The sequence below is a fragment of the Bacillus cereus group sp. BceL291 genome (genome assembly GCF_051776705.1).
Classification (GTDB): Bacteria; Bacillota; Bacilli; order Bacillales; family Bacillaceae_G; genus Bacillus_A; species Bacillus_A cereus.
In genome coordinates, this window is the sequence record NZ_JBPWAP010000002.1 from 133481 (window position 1) to 150178 (window position 16698).

Genomic DNA, 16698 nt, shown 5'->3' on the forward strand with positions numbered 1-16698 from the left:
TACTCAAGTGGTCTTTTTGTATATATTTTGTAATTGTTCGATTGCATTCTCTGCTTCTTTCATAACTCGCTCCACTACATACTGAGCTGATTCGATTCGAGCTAATGATGCTGCCTGTCCTGCCCAAAGCGACATATATTCTTCCTTATTTTGCTTCGCTGCCTCTTTGCGTATTTTAGAAGTTAATACGTTTTGCACTGGATACATCGGAAGCCCTTCTTCTTTTCCTTCATGTCTCTCTATAAATTCATTCCGAATACCCCGTGCATATTTCCCGGAAAACGCACGAGTTACAGTTGTGCTCGTATCTGTACTATGTAAAACCGCTTCTTTATACACATCGTGCGTAATACTCTCTTCACTTGTTAAAAAGGCCGATCCCATTTGAACACCTTCTGCTCCTAGTGCCAATGCCGCAACAAGCCCTTGTCCGTTCATTACACCACCTGCTGCGACAATTGGGATATGCGGAATAGCCCCTACTAACTGAGGTATTAACGCAAAAGTACCGATCATAGCATCTCGTTCTTTCCCAATAAACGTTCCTCTATGCCCTCCGGCTTCGCTTCCTTGCCCGACAATAATATCTACTCCTAACTCGGCAAGTACTTTCGCTTCCTTCACATGGGTAGCTGTTCCGATAACTTTTATTCCACTTCTTTTTAAATCATTTATTTCTTCTTTTTCTAACGTTTGAAATGCAAAACTAACGACCGGTACTTTTTCATCTAATAGCACTTGTAATTGTTCCTTATAGCTTTTTGGAAGCTTTAACGTTCCTTCTACTTCTATACCTAATTCTCTATTTACTCCGCTTAGTAATACTTTCGCCTCATTTACCTTCTCTTCTTCTATTTCTATCTCTTTCGTTACAAGTAAATTAACACCGAACGGCTTATCTGTTAGTTCTCTTATTCTATAAATCGCTTCACGAATTTGTTCTGGGCTCATATAGCCCGCTCCAAGCGTCCCTAATCCTCCGCTATTACTTACTGCTGCAACAAGTTCTGGCGTCGTAATCGCGCCTGCCATACCGGCTTGAACAACGGGATACTCAATTTTTAATATGTCTGTTACTCGACTTGTAAACATCATTTCCCCTCCTATTTCCTTTATATCTTCTTTATTTGATAAGCTTTCCCCTGCTTTTGCAAGGGTTGAACTTCATATGAAGCGAATATATTGAAAGAGAAGGAGGCTGAGCTTAATGATTTATCCAAATGCATTAAAACAAGGTGATACAGTAATGATCATTGCACCATCTGGTCCACCTACAATCGAAAATGTATTACAAGGTGTGAATGTATTACAAGAGATGGGGTTATCCGTAATAATCGGGAAGAGCGTTTACGAGAAATATGGATTTTTAGCCGGAAGTGATCAAGTTCGGCTTGACGATATACATGAAGCATTTACAAATAATGAAGTGAAGGCCGTTTTCTGTGCACGAGGTGGTTACGGAAGTGCTCGTCTCCTCCCTCACATTCAATATGAAATCATTCGGCAAAACCCTAAAATCTTTTGGGGATATAGCGATATTACAGCTTTACATACTGCTGTTTCACGTTATGCAAAGCTTATAACATTTCATGGTCCGATGATTGAAGAACTAGGAAAAGGTATTGATTCCCTATCTTTATCCTCTTTCAATCAGCTATTCCATCCGTATTCAACCATTTTATCTGCATCAGAATGTATCGTATCTAGCTCTCACAGTACAGTTACAGGTACGTTAGTTGGAGGAAATTTAGCTGTGTTAACAAGTATAATCGGCTCGCCCTACGAGATAAATACGGACAATACACTTTTATTACTTGAAGACATTGGTGAAGAACCGTACCGCATTGACCGTATGTTAAATCAGCTACTTTTATCTGGAAAGTTTAATGAATGTAGGGGCGTTATTTTCACAAGTTGTCACGACTGCACTCCTTCAAAGCCATCTCAATCATTGCAAGCAATATTATATGAATATTTCGCACCATATCATATACCGGTCCTATTCGGTTTACCAATTGGACATATAAGTCCAAACATCGGTATTCCACTTGGAGCTACAGCGACAATAAACACGAATAATAAAACAGTCTCTATTTCTTCCGGTATAGCCACTCCATATTCAAATTAAAAAGGAAAAGCGATTACGCTTTTCCTTTTACTTATAATAATTAAAAATTCGTCCAGATGAGATATCTGCAATTTCTTCTGGAATAAATGTTTTACTTATATCAGTACCAACATTTAATACAGCTGTAGCATCTTTCTCAATGCTACCAAATAACTCTTTCCCACGTATCGTAATAAGGGGCGTTCCTTCTGGCAACACATCTTTTACAAATTCCATTTGTGTAAAGAACGGAACGATCCATCTACCTTCTCCTTGGAAATGACGCAAACGAAGTATTCCCTCTGTTGCCCCGTCCTCTGCTTCTAGTGAACCAGCAACATAAAACTCAGTAGATAAGAGCAATTCATAAAATTCCTTTTGCTTCTGTTTATCATCACCTGCTACAACAAGTACCTCTTCTAATTTCTTTACTGAAATTTGCTCCATATGATGCCACCCCTATTTTCAAAATGATTGTACTTAGATTATACGAAATATTCTTATTTTTTTCTACATAATTTGCAATTATTTTCTTAAAATAATTTTAATACTTCTTTTGTCGTCACAATCGTAGCAAACTCTTCATGTAAATTTACAAGTGTCATATTGTGAATATCTTCTGCACTATACTCCTTACCATCTAAACCTTTACGGTTAAAAGTAGCCGTTGCATCACTCACTAAATATGTTGTAAATCCTAAATTCCCTGCCATTCGTGTCGTAGTTTCCACACAGTGATTTGTCGTTAATCCTACAATCACTACTGCATTACATTTGTTCTTTCTTAATTGTTCTTCTAAATTTGTGCCAATGAACGCGCTGTTAACGAATTTCTGAATAACCACTTCACCAAGTAGTGGTTGCACTTCTTCTTTAAAGTTTACCGTTTCCGCTCTCTCATAAAACATTGACTGAGCATTTTCTTTATTTACATGTTGAATATGAAAAACTGGTCGTTTCCTTTTTCTCCATTCTTCTAACAAAATTCTCATGTTTTCTTCAGCAAAAATATTATTTCTCTCGCCCCAATCTGGTAATTGAAATGCCTTTTGTACATCAATTATGATAAGTGCTATTTGATTTGTCATCATTTCCCCCTTAATTTGGCTGTAATTGAAATAGAAAACCAAGTTGTTGTGACGCAGTAATAAAGCAAACATAGGCGCAAAGCTCTACAATTTCTTTTTCTGTCCAATATTGTTTTAATACGTGAAACATAGTATCATCTATTGCTTTTCGGTCATGAACAAATGTATGCGCAAAAGTAACGGCTACACCAATCTCCTCTGCCTTTTGCACATCATCAGGTCTTCCTTTTGCCATACAGTACGGACATTCATTCCCATACGCTAATGTTCTTCTCACTTGCTCCTTCAACTCTGCTGAAAGAGTTCCTTTATTGTACAGTGTATCTTCTAACGTACTCCACGAATGTAATATATCCGAATTATGCCCTAATAACTTTTGAAACTTTGTATCTCCTACATTTGATAATGAAATTCTCTCCATCATTTCCCCTCCTATTTCCTTCTGTTTTATTGTAAAATAAATAACGTTCACTTTACATTTCATATGAATCTTAATTTATATTTTCCCTTTACAAAAATCATTATTTTACTGGAGGTATATTTACAAATGCAATTAGACCGTGTTGATCGAAAAATTTTAAATGAATTATATAATGATAGTCGCCTTTCGATGCGTGAATTGGCGAAACGAGTAAACTTATCTGCTCCATCTACTTCAGAACGTGTTCGTAAGCTCGAAAGCGAAGGTGTTATTCAAAAATACACAATCGATATTGATTATAAAAAAGCAGGACTCGTTTTAGATTGTATTTTAGAAATCACTTTAAAAAATGGTGATACAACACGTATGCAACAGTTTATTCAATCTTATCCATCTGCAAGTTTTTGTTACCGAGTAACAGGAAGCTTATGCTACATTGTAAAAATTTCTGTTCCTTCACTCGTTGAACTGGAAGAATTTATCAATGATGTTTCTTCATATGCAACGACCGTTTCTCATATCGTATTATCAGAAGTATCTCTTACTCCTGATATTGAACATATCTTCCCAGAAGATTAATTTATTTTTATTCATAAAATATAAAAAAACCCCTTACAATAAGAATAAAAATAATATATTATGTATTAAAATACATAAAGTTCGAGAAAGGGGCTTTACATTGAAAATCTGGTTTTATGAAAAAACGGCACAATTAGATGACTTGCTTGGTATTTGGGACAATGTTCCGACCATCCCACGAATTGGTGAAAAAGTGGAGATTTTAAAGACGGTCCGCACTGTTACAGATATTAAATATGTAAAGAACGGTAATAATTTCCGTGTAGAAATTATTACAAATTAAAAAGTAGCTCCTAAGGAGCTACTTTTTAATTATCTATTATGTGCTTTCTTTATAACGATTTTATCTTCTTCTACAGATACTGTTACATAATCATTTTCTTCTAACCGAAGCTTATTTACAGCCTCATCTGGTAACTCTATGGCCATCAATCTATCGGTTACGATCACTTGACTATACACTTCATTTTCTTGTGATGAACTCACTACTTTTTGCTCATTTATAAAACGTACTGGTGGCACGCCAACTTCTTTTACTGTACGCCATTGTTTCCAAACATAAGGAATTAACCAAAGTAATCCAACAACTGTAAGACCGATACCAATCCATAAATTACTTTGCGCTTGTAATTCAGTAATTGAGATTGTACCACTTTCTTCTCCACCGAAAAATTGCATACTTGTTGCAATCTAAGTGAATTTTATGTAATAAAAATCCCCGTTTTTACAAGCGGGGATTTCTTTTATTATAATACGTCACGTTTTTGGAATAATGCACTTGATGCTACAAGTAACACAACAAAGTATGCAACTACAAGTAATAATGAAGTTGTAAACGTAAATTCTGTAAATGTTGGTTCCATTCCACCATTGATTAATTTATTACTATCGTAAGCTCTTAAATCCAAATGGTTGAATACTACAAACTTCGCTACACCTTTTGCAAACATTATTAATACCATATTAATTGCACCTTGTAAGAAGAATAGGAACATCGTAATAATTAATGGTAATACAGATTTTCTAAAGACATTTGCTAGGAAAAATGCAAGTGTTGCAAAAAAGAACGGTGAAAGTAGTTGATATAAAGTTGACTTCATTACGATTCCTAACGTTAATTCTGTTTTACTACCATCCATTACAATACCGCCAATAATCATTGCAATTAGCATACCAGCTAATACGATAAATAACATTGCTAATAACACTGTAATATATTTAGAAAATAAAACTGCAAGTCTTTTTCTTGGACGGATTAACAATTGTTTAATTGTACCTTTTTGGAACTCATCAGTAAGAGTACGGGCAGCAAGTGTAATCCCAAAAATCGTTGTAAATAAAACAATTAAGTCAATCTCTGAGTTTGCATAATCTAAATATGACCCCTTAAACTCATCACCTTTTCCCCACTTCAACATTGCTAAAGTACCTAAAATTTCGAGTGCCGCAATGACACCAATTAAAATATACATACCTTTTTTCGCATGCAACTTTAAAAATTCATTTTGAATTAATTTAAACATTACGCTTTCACTCCCCCAGTAATCGCTAAGAACTCATCCTCTAAAGTTTTATTTTGAACAGTAACGCCATATACAAGCACATCAGCATGAACAAGTTTTTTTACAAGTTGCGGAATGTTGTCTTTTGTTACAGATGCTACAATTACATTCCCTTTTGCTTTGCCTTTAATGATTTCATTTGCTTTCTGAACTTCATCTACTTCAAACGCTACAACGACTGCCTCATCATGTTTCACTTTTTCATGTAAGTTGTACTCTTGTACAAACTCACCTTGTTTAATAATAACAACGCGATCACACATTAATTCAATTTCACTCAATAAGTGACTTGATACGATTACAGCAATATTCTCTTCTTTCGCTAAACGTTGTAAATAATCACGAATTTGGCGAATACCAGCTGGATCTAATCCATTTGTCGGCTCATCTAAAATTAAGATTTTCGGCTGATGAAGTAATGCCTGTGCAATTCCTAAACGTTGTTTCATACCAAGTGAATATGTTTTCACCTTTTTATGAATCGCATGCTCTAATTCAACAAGCTTTACAATCTCAGCAATGCGCTCTTTACTAATTGGTGTAATGGCCATATTCGCAAAATGCTTTAAGTTTTGCATTCCTGTCATATAATCATATAGTTCAGGATTTTCTACAATCGCTCCAATTTGCTCTAGTGCCTTTTCACGCTCCGAGCGAATACTATGTCCACAAATTGTAATATCGCCCTCTGTCATTGAAATAAGACCTGTCATCATACGGATCGTCGTCGTCTTACCGCTACCGTTCGGCCCAAGGAATCCGTATACTTCTCCTTCACGAACCTCAAATGATAAACCACGAATAATTTCCGTTCCACCAATCCTTTTTCGAACATTCTCTAACTTTACTACTACGTTTCCCAATGCTGATTCCTCCTTTAGACTTCTAGTTTTTTATCGATAATATAAGCAATTACATATATTATTAGAGCACTAACCATTACCATGAAACTTATATTAAAAATGTTAAATCCATTTTCTTGAAACATATTAATAAACAGACTCTTGCTTTCACTATGATATTCTACTCTTCGCAATACTTGGAAAGCTGGAGCTAATTTTCCTAGCAAGGTTGTCGCTAAAGTAATCGCTATATTTATTACTAGAAAAATAATAACGATCAGTATATTTTGCGCCTTTTTCTTTTTGGTAAGTAACTTAACTAGAGTAATTACTAATATGATTTGTAACACACTAAACAAAAACTCAAATAAATCGCTTATCGTATATATTAAATTATTAATTATGCCTACTTGCATAATCTCTTTTGCCTCTACATATACAGAAGTCGTAGGAAAAGCTAATACATAACTTACGTAGAAAAGAATTCCACATATCCCATACCATATAGCCATTGCGATAAATGAGAAAATAAGCATAGAAATTACATATTGTTTCCCAGATATTGCTGTAAGTCGTAACATTGGATTAGTTAGTAAGCGTGAATATGATTTCATTGTTTGTATAAACATATAAACAATATAAAAGAAAAATATAATCATAATGATTCCAAATATACCCTCTTGTCTACTGATAGCCGCATCACTTTTTCTTACAATCATTTGTGAAAATAACACAGCTTCAATTAGCACAAAGAATAAAAAAGTAACAATATATCTTTTCTTATTTACATTCCATAAATAGGAAAGTACTGACTTCACTTACTAAACACCTCCTTAAACAATTCATGAACTGCTTTTCCTCTCTGAAAACGAATTTCTTCTACATTTTCATATAGAACCATTTCTCCATCTTTTAAAAAGATCACTTCATCAAAAATATTTTCAATTTCATTTATTAAGTGAGTGGAAATTAATATCGTACAATCTTCCCTATAGAACTGTAGAATTAAATCCAATACATGTTCTCTAGAAAGAGGATCTATCCCGCCCAACGGCTCATCCAGTACGTATAGCTTCGCTTTTCGAGAAAATGTTAAAATGATTTGCAGCTTCTCTATCATACCTTTTGACAATGCTGTAATTTTTTCTTCTAACGGTATTTTAAATTCTGCAATCGTATCTACCGCTTTTTGAATATCGAAGTCTTTATAAAAATCTCGATAAAAAAATAAAGCATCTTTTACAGTCATCCAATCATCAAAGACTGGCTTATCAGACATAAATGAAACGATTTCTTTCGTCTGTAATCCTACCTTTTTACCGTCTATTGTAATACTACCTTCAGAAGGGTGTTGCAAGCCTGCAATCATTTTCAATAACGTCGTTTTCCCGCTCCCGTTATCTCCAACAAGCCCAACGATTTTCCCTTCCGTAATCTCTATGTTTAATTCACGGATCACTGCTTTTAATCCGTATCTCTTCCATAAGTTTTCTATTTTCAATAGCTCTGTCATTGGCTCTCCTCCCTCTTATCATGTAATGAAGAACGAAGAATTGTAAGAATTTCTTCTTCTGAAAAACCTAAATTGTCCATTCCATCTATAAAAGAATGAAGTAATTCTTTCGCCATCTCTTTTCGCAGCTCCATAATTTTCTCCCCTTCATTCGTTACATACCGTCCCATTCCTCTACGTGTGACAACAACTCCATCCCGTTCTAGCTCTTGAAATGTACGCTGAATCGTATTTGGATTCACTTGTAATTCACTCGCTAATTCACGGACAGAGAGAATTTTATCACCAGGCAATAAATGTCCTGTTACGATCTCCTTTTTTATGTATTCCATTACCTGAATGTAAATTGGTGTATTTGGAGAAAACTCTATTTTCATTTCTTCCCTCCTTTTGTATCGGTGTACTAGTTAAATAATACACTGATACAAAAGGTTTGTAAATACCCATTTAATTACAAAAAAGTTCTATCCGTTAACCGAATAGAACTTCCCAAATATAAATCGCTATACAAAAATAATAGTGTTATGTAAACAAAATTATAAAGAAAAGCTGTCTTATCAATCAATAAGACAGCTTTTCCTTATAATCCTATATTAAAAGTTAAACACGAAGTCATCGTCAGCTAACTTTTCAACGTTCGTTGCTTTTACGTAACCATTTCCTTTTACAGAGAAGAAATCATGGTTTTTCGTATCTGTACGTAAACCATTTAAAACGATTGGGTTAATTTCTTCTTCTTCAAACTTCGGCTCAAGTCCTAAGTTCATAAGCCCTTTATTTGCATTGTAACGAACGAAACGATTTACATCTTCTACAAGACCGATAGAAGTGTAAATTTCTTCTGTATAGGCCATTTCAATTTCATATAGTTCCATTAATAACTCTTGTGTTTCTTTTTGCACTTCTTGTTGCTCTTCTACAGAAAGTTCTGCGAAGATTTGTTGTGCTAAAATACCGACGAATACGCCGTGAATTGACTCATCCTTTTACCTTCACATAAGTTCGCTACTCCTATGCCGTTTATACAGCTTACAGTTTCCTGTAAGAAGAGACTATATCATCTACCTTCTCAGGTAGCCCTCCATTTCGATTTAAGGGATTCTCACCCACCGCTTGGCCCTACTCCTCTTGCGGAATTTCACCGCCATTGGGATAGTCGTTGAACGTTCCTTTATCTACGTATCGCACCCACCACTGTTTATACAGTTTTCGATGTCTGATACGGCTTCCTGTGCCGCTCGATAACCCATGTTTTCTTTCAATGGATGCATTAGATTCACCGGCTTGTAGCATCTGAACGATATCCAAAAACATTTCAAGAGTCACACGTCCCCTTGTTTTCAGTTGGTGTTCAGATTTAACCGGCATATAATTTTGCACTTTTCCCCAAAGATATTTATAACGTTTCTTATGTCGAATTAAAGATACATAATTAGGATGAAGATTATACATATCAGCAATTTCTGGATTTGTCTTTCCGCACTTTAGTAGTTCTACAATCTCAAAAAATTGTGCATCTGTAATTTTTGATTGTGGATTTTTTTCACCTATAACACGTTGCCTTTTCTTCTCTAATTGTTCTTCAGTGAATTTAATTCCACCCAATCCTTCTCCGCCTAACGTCAAGTTATAGCCATTATTATAAGAATCATACAGCCAAATATACTGTTGCTCAATCTCACTCAATTCTTCCAATGAACATTCTATTTCCTCTAGAATTCCATATTCTAAAGTGGATTCATATTTACAGTATACTGCTTGTAAATACCTATTATAATGTGTACCACTCTTTAACATCCACATATGTTCCCTAATTCGTTTTAAATTTGAAACGTTCACATCTTTACCAATATAATACTTCCCATTGATTTTTAAATAGTAAATTCCGTACATGTTATCGCTAGATAAAGGCTTCGCTGCTGATTGCCCTATCAGCTATTCTCCTTTCCATCTATTGATAGTTAGAGAATAACCTGAATGCATATATTCATCAATAATAATACAGATAAATTTACAATAGGGGGTCCCAGCAATTAAAAGGGTTTTTCAATTGGTATCTCTACCAAAAGCCGCCATAAGTTAACGGATAATAAGGTTAATAATTTCACCACTTGCCGTCAGTTTACCTTGACCAGCTAAGTAAAGTGGATAGAAAAATCCACTATAGAATAAGTAACTTTCTAAGAACACACTTGCTACCATTGCCATGTATAACTCTTTTTTCGTTACTTCAGGCTTTAATAAACGACGATAGTAACTAGTAATAATACCAGCTTTTTTCTCAAGTAACGGATGATTGTCTACCCAGTCAAAAATATCATCAATTTCTTCTTCTGTAGCTAATGTTGTGAAAATGTGACTATAACTTTTCGCATGTACTTCTTCCATAGCTCCCATGAAAGCTAATACACTTTTCGCTTGTAAATTTTCAAGATGAACAAGTACAAGTGGCATTCCTTCGCCACCTTGTTTCGTATCTAAAAGTGTTAAACCACCTAATACACGCTTATAAGCAATTTGCTCTTCTTTCGATAATTGCACCCAAGTATTTTTGTCAGACGAAACCGCGATTTCTTCTTCTGTCCAAAACTGAGCGATGTTTTGCTTCCAAAACATTAAACTGAAATCATCTTCCTTTTTATTCCAGTTAACAGCGCGCATTGAATCACCCCTATATCTATTATTGTTCTACTGAACGGTTAAATTTCCATCTAACAATGAAAAGCTAACCGTTTAGTAGAACAAACCAAGTATGAGCAGGGTTCATAACCCTGCTCATACTATTGGGTTATTCATTTAGTATGGCAATATGCCATTAAACGGTACAAGCCACACACTCTTCCACGCTTAATTTACGTGTTCTCGTATAATACAGACTCTTTAAGCCTTTTTTATGTGCATAGATGTAGTAACGTGCTAATTCACGTGTTGAAATATCACTATTAACGTAAAGAATTGTACTAATTCCTTGGTCAATATGTTCTTGAATTTCTGCGATTAAATCAATTAATTTAAACTGATTCATATCGTAAGAAGATTTATAGTACCAGAACGTATCTTTTGATAAATACGGCATTGGATAATATGTTGTCGCATTCGCATATGTTCTTGATTCGATTTGACTTACGATCGGCATTACGCTTGAAGTTGCATTTTGAACGTAACTGATTGATTGTGTTGGAGCAATGGCAAGACGATATGAGTTGTATAAACCATTCTTCTGCACTTGCTCTTTTAAACTTGTCCAATCTTCTTTTGTCGGAATATGAATTCCTTCAAATAGTTGCTGAACTTTTTCAGTTACAGGACTGTAATCTGTCGTTTCATACTTTTCGAAGTATGTGCCATTCGCATAATCAGATTTATCGAAGTCTTTAAATGTCTCGCCTTTTTCTGTAGCGATTTCCATACTTTTCTCAATAGAATAGTAATTTAACATCATAAAGAATGTACGAGCGAATTCTTTCGCTTCTGCACTTTCATAAGCGATTTTATTTTTTGCTAAATATCCGTGTAAGTTCATTGCTCCAAGTCCAACTGAATGAAGCTCGTCATTTGCTTTTTTCACAGTTGGTGCATTCGGAATAATCGTCATATCAGAAACAGCTGTTAAAGCTTCCATTCCCGCATGAACTGCTTCACGAATTTCTTTATTTTCCATTACGTTTACGATATTTAACGATCCTAAGTTACAGTTAATATCACGACGGATAATGTCATCTGTACCGTAATCATTTATTTCTGAAGTTTCTTGAAGCTGGAAGATTTCTGTACATAAGTTCGACATCTTCACAGTTCCAATATCCTTCAATGGATGTTGATTATTTGCATTTGATTTAAACATTAAGTATGGGTAACCAGACTCAAGCTGAATCATAGCGATTTTAATAAGCATATCACGTGCACTAATATCTAGTGGCTTCTTCTTCACTTTCGGATTGCTCATTAATTCATCGTACATTTCATCAATGTCAATATCATCTAAATGCTTGCCATATTCTTTATAAACCGTATAAGGCGCGAAAACATGGAAAGGTTCGTTTTTCTCAGCAAGCTCAAAGAACTTACTTGGAACGATAATTCCGATTGATAGAGACTGAATACGGCTCTTCTCATCGGCATTTATTTTTTTTGTATCAAGGAATTCAATAATATCCCAATGGAAAATGTTTAAATATACTGCACCGGCACCTTTTCGTTGGCCAAGCTGATTCGCATATGAAAACGAATCTTCAAGCAATTTCATAACAGGTACTACGCCACTTGCAGCGTTGTCGATACCTTTAATTTGCTCACCACGTGCGCGTAGCTTAGATAAGTTTAAAGCTACTCCCCCGCCGATTTTTGATAATTGCATCGCAGTATTAATGTTAAAGCCAATTGAATTTAAGCTATCATCCATCTCTAACAAGAAACAAGACACCATTTCTCCTCTTCTGCTTCTTCCCGCATTTAAAAAGGTTGGTGTCGCTGGTTGGTAGTTTTGTTTTACAATCATGCTTGCGAATTGTCTTGCTTTCGAAACATCACCGCGTCCTAAGTATAATGAAACAATTGCTACACGATCTTCATAGCTTTCTAAGTATTGTTTTTGATCATTCGTTTTTAACGCATAATCTTTGTAGAACTTAGATGCTGCCATATAAGATTGGAACTCGAAGTTTTCACCATAAGCGATGTTATATACTTCCTCTACTTCCTCCAAGCTATACTCGTCCAGAACGTTGTAATAGTAATCATGTTCTTTCATATACTCCATTCGCTCTGCCACGCTATTAAAAGGAACGGTATTCTCTCTAGCTTCTTCCATAAAGACTTCTAATGCCTCTTTATCTTTATGAAGCTGATAAAAACCGTCCTGCATTTGCGTGATTTCATTATTCAGTTCAATGTGTCGCAATCTCCCGCACCCTTTCCTTAAAATATTCTACATCGTTATTTGTTCCAGATAACTCAAATTTTGATACAATAGGCACTTCATATTTAGTAGAAATCTTGTCAGCACTTGCACCGAACATGTCTCCCCAGTTACGATTGCCGCTTGCAGATACGCCTTTTAATTTTTCATTATTGCGCTCTAAAAAGTCTAAAACACGTTCTGGTACATTTCCAAAACCTGTTGTATACGTAATAAGAATAAAGTCTTCATCTATTACTAGATCTTCATCAATTTGAACGGCCGGCATATTTAATTTGTGAATGAAACGCTTCACGTTTCCTGTCATAGAATCATATGCAACTAACATTTCCGACCCTCCCTCTCAAATCTATATTCTCTATATGTTGTTCTTGATTTCTCTATATATTGTATTACGTTTCAAAATAAGACACAAGATATATGTATAAATTCTTTCTTTTTTTAACTTTTACTTTTCGACATGATAGCCGTTTTTTTTCAATACAATGACTATGAAACAACATTCTAAAACTCATGTCAATAAAGTGCTTTTCAAAAAAGTTGTCAACGAATTTAACCTTATTTTTAAAAAAGTTAACAATATATTTTGTCATAAAACGGTAGATGCTGAAGAAATATATTTCTCCAGCATCACGCAAAAAAGAACAGATATGAAACTATAATCTGCTCTAAAAAACGATTACATTTATCAAATTTACCTTATTAAATATATTATACATATACTTTCGTTTTTCGTTACATACTAAAAGATAACTATTATAGAAAAAGATTATTATTATGGAACTTCAATTTATTTATGAAAAGTTTATTCAGAGTACTCAATGCGCAAAATATCTTTTACAAATATATGATGTGGATTTTCATCTTTATCAAGCATTGTACATACAGGAGCCTCTTCATCAAAGTATACAATCAGTCCTTCTACGTACTGATATGTATGTTGAACTTGTACAGTTACTTTAATTTCTATTGCTTCTTCATATGCTCTTTTTATTTTCTGAAGCATTTTTGCTGAACATTTTCGTTTCTCTGGATACATAACCATTCCCATAAATCGATTGCCGGCTCTATCTTTCCACATATAATCCCAATGTGGTAAAATGCCTTGTTTAAAATCGCCCATAATTCCCCTCTCCTTTATCTTTTATTTATCCCGCATGAAACGTCCGTTTGGTGAAGGCTACTAATCAGTGAGAGATGCCCTGCTGATCAAAATTCTCCTTTATGAACGTGGCGTTTCTGAATATGTATAAATCACTTGCCCGCCTCGCTGTGCGTTACCAATGAAATGCTTAAAGTCTTCTCTATTTACAACAACTTCTCTGAACGTATAAAATACATCTTTCGTAACAACATACTCCTTTATTTCACCATTTTTTAGCTGATCTAAAATTGTATTTGCTAATTCTTTATCCATGTATTTCACCTCTCTGCAATATTTTATTTTATCTTATATTCTATAGGTCAACAACTGTAAATTTATCCCGCTATTTGCAGGTAGTCCGATTGGTGTTGACTACTAATCAGTCGTAGAATGAACAAAAAATCTTACTGATTAACGTTTCACTTTATCTCGTTGTTATGCCATGATTTTATTTTCGTTATTTCGCAAACAATATTGTTTTACTATATGTCCACTAAATATCATATACTAACATAGCTACTTCTCTATATCAAACATTTCGGCATTCAATTATGCAAAGTTCCATACCACTATGCTACAATATACAAATAGAACTAGGAGGGATACTATGATTCGGAAAGCAAAAAAGACAGATGCAATGGCAATAGCTCCTTTATTGTATAATGCTCTGCATGAAATTGCTGAAAAAATCACAGGTAGCACAGTTGAAGCAGAAGTATTACTAGGACTTGAGACATGGTTCTCAAAAGAAAATAACCGTCTGAGCTACGAAAACTGTTTTGTCTATGAACAAGACGAGAGTGCAGTTGGAATTATTGTCGCTTATCACGGTAGTGAAGCAACACAGCTTGACGCACCAATTGTACATCACTTAAGAGCATTACATAAAGATGAATCAATTACGTTAGAAAAAGAAGCTGAGCTTGATGAGTATTACATTGATACATTATCAGTTTCAAGTGCACACGGCGGAAAAGGTATAGGTTCTAAATTAATTGAAGCTGCCGAAATCTATGCAACTGAAAAAGGGCATAAAAAAATCGCTTTACTTGTTAATTTAGAAAACAAACGCGCCTATTCACTATACGAAAAGTTAGGTTATAAAAAAGATGAAATTGTTATGCTAGTAGGGGAACCTTATGCTCATCTCGTAAAACCATTAAACGTCAAAATTTCTATATCTTAACATAAAAGCACACGATTTATATAAATCGTGTGCTTTTATGTTAAATTTGTATTTAATATATTTCCATCCATCGCCTCGTGAAACGTATATGTTGTACATCCCCATGGCTCTCTGTGCAAAATAGGAGAACCAGACCATCCCATCGCTCTCAGTTCGGCACCAATCATTACATTCACATAATTATGACCTACAAGAGCTATACTTCCATGTACGAGAGCATAACGATGTAACAGGTAAGCCGCTTGCTTTACCCTCTCTCTTACTTCCTTATAAGACTCAACATCTTTATGGTAGCCAAGTATCCATAATGTTCGTCCAATGAACATCCATACCTTAATTGTGCATTTCAACCACTTCGGAGCAAAAAAGCATGAAGGAACTTCAGCTTCTCTAAAAAGAGAATTTTGCATAAAAGATAAAGAATCCGTCAATTCAGCTGCTGATTGTACAGCACGCCTTTGATCACTTGTTAAGACAAATTTCGCTGCTTCAATTGCCTCTATTGTTTCTATCGGCATTTTAGCTTTTTGTATCATTGACTCGGAATCATACTGTTTCATCCATTCGTGAAATGAATTAATTGTCATCGGTTCTCTTATACGACTTAAACAACCATGACGAATAAAAGAAATCTTCATTCTTTTCACTCTCCATTCATCACTTATGAACTCTATTATGCACTAGTTCTAAACATCATACCACGCAAGAAAATAAAGTTATATACCTTTACATCTCCCCACCACTATCATGTGTTATCGAAGCATGGATACCATCCATCCCATCAAAATATGTACTCGTATCATATTGACGAATCTTTTTTAAATGCATATAAGAAAATAAAAATAAAATTAAAGCTATAACACTCCCCACAAATTCAAACATCATTTTACCGCCTCTAATTTCTCCCACTTCAGCAGGTTATTCTACTTTTTCATTATACCTCGATATAAAGATTCTCGCATTTTTGCTATTTTTTCTAAAAAACATGGATTTTCTACATATTTTCTTACAAAAAGTGAATATTTTTCGAATTTTTACTTTGGAAACATTTACAAAGTAGGAAATATGGTTCAAAATAGGAGGAAATAAAAAAACCCAAATTTATTCTTTTTTTGGGAAAACTGTAACAAGGAGAGTTGCTTATGCAGATCGCAGAAACTGGAGATATCATCGAATTTAAAGGTGGAATGCAAGGCCGTGTTCAAAAAGTAAATCAAAACTCTGTTATTGTTGATATAACAATTATGAAGAATTTTAGAGAACTAGATATGGAACCTCTTACAGTTGTAAGTCATAAAAACTATACTGTCATTAATCAAAATGCATAATATAATAGAA

Annotated in this window: 21 protein-coding genes and 3 pseudogenes; 5 read left to right on the forward strand and 19 right to left on the reverse strand. The window is 34.6% G+C overall.

Annotated features, from left to right (window positions below; all coding sequences use genetic code 11):
• Positions 1 to 3 precede the first annotated feature (3 nt).
• On the reverse strand, positions 4 to 1092 hold the full coding sequence (locus ACS2CR_RS02560) for an NAD(P)H-dependent flavin oxidoreductase (protein WP_000495281.1): 1089 nt from the start codon (positions 1090 to 1092) through the stop codon (positions 4 to 6).
• 115 nt (positions 1093 to 1207) lie between these two features.
• Here ACS2CR_RS02560 and ACS2CR_RS02565 point away from each other — a divergent pair, with 115 nt between their 5' ends.
• Positions 1208 to 2128: a S66 peptidase family protein gene (locus ACS2CR_RS02565; protein WP_000640075.1), complete on the forward strand. Its 921-nt coding sequence runs from the start codon at positions 1208 to 1210 to the stop codon at positions 2126 to 2128.
• Positions 2129 to 2155: 27 nt separating this feature from the next.
• Here ACS2CR_RS02565 and ACS2CR_RS02570 read toward each other — a convergent pair whose 3' ends face one another.
• From ACS2CR_RS02570 to ACS2CR_RS02580, 3 genes are all read right to left on the reverse strand, one after another.
• The gene (locus ACS2CR_RS02570; RefSeq protein ID WP_000435266.1) at positions 2156 to 2554 is read right to left on the reverse strand and encodes an SseB family protein; all 399 of its coding nucleotides are present in this window, start codon (positions 2552 to 2554) and stop codon (positions 2156 to 2158) included.
• An 86-nt stretch (positions 2555 to 2640) separates the two neighbouring features.
• A complete protein-coding gene (locus tag ACS2CR_RS02575; protein WP_000184435.1) occupies positions 2641 to 3195 on the reverse strand; it encodes a cysteine hydrolase family protein in 555 nt (184 codons plus the stop codon).
• A 10-nt stretch (positions 3196 to 3205) separates the two neighbouring features.
• Positions 3206 to 3616 carry a carboxymuconolactone decarboxylase family protein gene (locus tag ACS2CR_RS02580; protein WP_000439757.1) on the reverse strand — a complete coding sequence of 137 codons (411 nt, stop codon included), beginning with the start codon at positions 3614 to 3616 and terminating at the stop codon, positions 3206 to 3208.
• 126 nt (positions 3617 to 3742) lie between these two features.
• On the opposite strand from ACS2CR_RS02580, the gene ACS2CR_RS02585 reads away from it, so the two are divergent.
• The gene (locus ACS2CR_RS02585) at positions 3743 to 4195 is read left to right on the forward strand and encodes an Lrp/AsnC family transcriptional regulator (protein ID WP_001175505.1); all 453 of its coding nucleotides are present in this window, start codon (positions 3743 to 3745) and stop codon (positions 4193 to 4195) included.
• Between the two features lie 100 nt (positions 4196 to 4295).
• Entirely contained in the window at positions 4296 to 4478 is a 183-nt protein-coding gene (locus ACS2CR_RS02590) for a DUF3913 family protein (protein WP_000707107.1), read from the forward strand.
• A 29-nt stretch (positions 4479 to 4507) separates the two neighbouring features.
• Here ACS2CR_RS02590 and ACS2CR_RS02595 read toward each other — a convergent pair.
• The 13 genes and pseudogenes from ACS2CR_RS02595 to ACS2CR_RS02655 form a co-directional block, all read right to left on the reverse strand.
• Positions 4508 to 4885 (reverse strand): annotated as a pseudogene (locus ACS2CR_RS02595) (AbrB/MazE/SpoVT family DNA-binding domain-containing protein); the annotation flags it as partial.
• A gap of 56 nt (positions 4886 to 4941) precedes the next feature.
• Positions 4942 to 5718, reverse strand: a complete 777-nt coding sequence (locus ACS2CR_RS02600; protein ID WP_438905939.1) for an ABC transporter permease — start codon at positions 5716 to 5718, stop codon at positions 4942 to 4944.
• The gene (locus ACS2CR_RS02605; RefSeq protein WP_000528820.1) at positions 5718 to 6620 is read right to left on the reverse strand and encodes an ABC transporter ATP-binding protein; all 903 of its coding nucleotides are present in this window, start codon (positions 6618 to 6620) and stop codon (positions 5718 to 5720) included. Before ACS2CR_RS02605 ends, ACS2CR_RS02600 begins: the two co-directional genes overlap by 1 nt.
• 14 nt (positions 6621 to 6634) lie before the next feature.
• Positions 6635 to 7417: a hypothetical protein gene (locus ACS2CR_RS02610; protein WP_000843921.1), complete on the reverse strand. Its 783-nt coding sequence runs from the start codon at positions 7415 to 7417 to the stop codon at positions 6635 to 6637.
• Positions 7414 to 8112: an ABC transporter ATP-binding protein gene (locus ACS2CR_RS02615; RefSeq protein WP_000137747.1), complete on the reverse strand. Its 699-nt coding sequence runs from the start codon at positions 8110 to 8112 to the stop codon at positions 7414 to 7416. The genes ACS2CR_RS02610 and ACS2CR_RS02615 overlap by 4 nt, the downstream gene beginning before the upstream one ends.
• Entirely contained in the window at positions 8109 to 8489 is a 381-nt protein-coding gene (locus ACS2CR_RS02620; RefSeq protein ID WP_053513479.1) for a GntR family transcriptional regulator, read from the reverse strand. The genes ACS2CR_RS02615 and ACS2CR_RS02620 overlap by 4 nt, the downstream gene beginning before the upstream one ends.
• Positions 8490 to 8705: 216 nt before the next feature.
• Positions 8706 to 9098: pseudogene (locus ACS2CR_RS02625) on the reverse strand (ribonucleotide-diphosphate reductase subunit beta); the annotation flags it as partial.
• 133 nt (positions 9099 to 9231) lie between these two features.
• A complete protein-coding gene (locus ACS2CR_RS02630; RefSeq protein ID WP_000274263.1) occupies positions 9232 to 10005 on the reverse strand; it encodes a GIY-YIG nuclease family protein in 774 nt (257 codons plus the stop codon).
• Positions 10006 to 10194: 189 nt separating this feature from the next.
• Positions 10195 to 10773, reverse strand: a pseudogene (locus ACS2CR_RS02635) (ribonucleotide-diphosphate reductase subunit beta); the annotation flags it as partial.
• Positions 10774 to 10927: 154 nt separating this feature from the next.
• Positions 10928 to 13012: a class 1b ribonucleoside-diphosphate reductase subunit alpha gene (gene nrdE, locus ACS2CR_RS02640; RefSeq protein WP_001215839.1), complete on the reverse strand. Its 2085-nt coding sequence runs from the start codon at positions 13010 to 13012 to the stop codon at positions 10928 to 10930.
• Complete coding sequence (gene nrdI, locus ACS2CR_RS02645; RefSeq protein WP_000959447.1) at positions 12999 to 13358, reverse strand: class Ib ribonucleoside-diphosphate reductase assembly flavoprotein NrdI; 360 nt, start codon at positions 13356 to 13358, stop codon at positions 12999 to 13001. The genes nrdE and nrdI overlap by 14 nt, the downstream gene beginning before the upstream one ends.
• Positions 13359 to 13835: 477 nt before the next feature.
• Positions 13836 to 14153, reverse strand: coding sequence for a hypothetical protein (locus tag ACS2CR_RS02650; RefSeq protein WP_000502197.1), 318 nt, complete (start codon positions 14151 to 14153; stop codon positions 13836 to 13838).
• A gap of 99 nt (positions 14154 to 14252) precedes the next feature.
• The gene (locus ACS2CR_RS02655) at positions 14253 to 14447 is read right to left on the reverse strand and encodes a hypothetical protein (protein ID WP_000356684.1); all 195 of its coding nucleotides are present in this window, start codon (positions 14445 to 14447) and stop codon (positions 14253 to 14255) included.
• Positions 14448 to 14781: 334 nt separating this feature from the next.
• Here ACS2CR_RS02655 and ACS2CR_RS02660 point away from each other — a divergent pair, with 334 nt between their 5' ends.
• Positions 14782 to 15360: a GNAT family N-acetyltransferase gene (locus ACS2CR_RS02660; RefSeq protein WP_000619548.1), complete on the forward strand. Its 579-nt coding sequence runs from the start codon at positions 14782 to 14784 to the stop codon at positions 15358 to 15360.
• A 35-nt stretch (positions 15361 to 15395) separates the two neighbouring features.
• On the opposite strand, the gene ACS2CR_RS02665 is transcribed toward ACS2CR_RS02660, so the two are convergent.
• Together ACS2CR_RS02665 and ACS2CR_RS02670 are read right to left on the reverse strand one after the other, a co-directional pair.
• A complete protein-coding gene (locus tag ACS2CR_RS02665) occupies positions 15396 to 15998 on the reverse strand; it encodes a phosphoglycerate mutase (protein WP_053513477.1) in 603 nt (200 codons plus the stop codon).
• 88 nt (positions 15999 to 16086) lie between these two features.
• Positions 16087 to 16242 (reverse strand): hypothetical protein, encoded by a 156-nt coding sequence (locus ACS2CR_RS02670; protein ID WP_000461432.1) that lies wholly within the window; start codon positions 16240 to 16242, stop codon positions 16087 to 16089.
• Between the two features lie 260 nt (positions 16243 to 16502).
• Between ACS2CR_RS02670 and ACS2CR_RS02675 the strand changes: the two genes are divergently transcribed.
• Positions 16503 to 16688, forward strand: a complete 186-nt coding sequence (locus ACS2CR_RS02675) for a YkvS family protein (RefSeq protein WP_001165082.1) — start codon at positions 16503 to 16505, stop codon at positions 16686 to 16688.
• Positions 16689 to 16698: the final 10 nt, after the last annotated feature.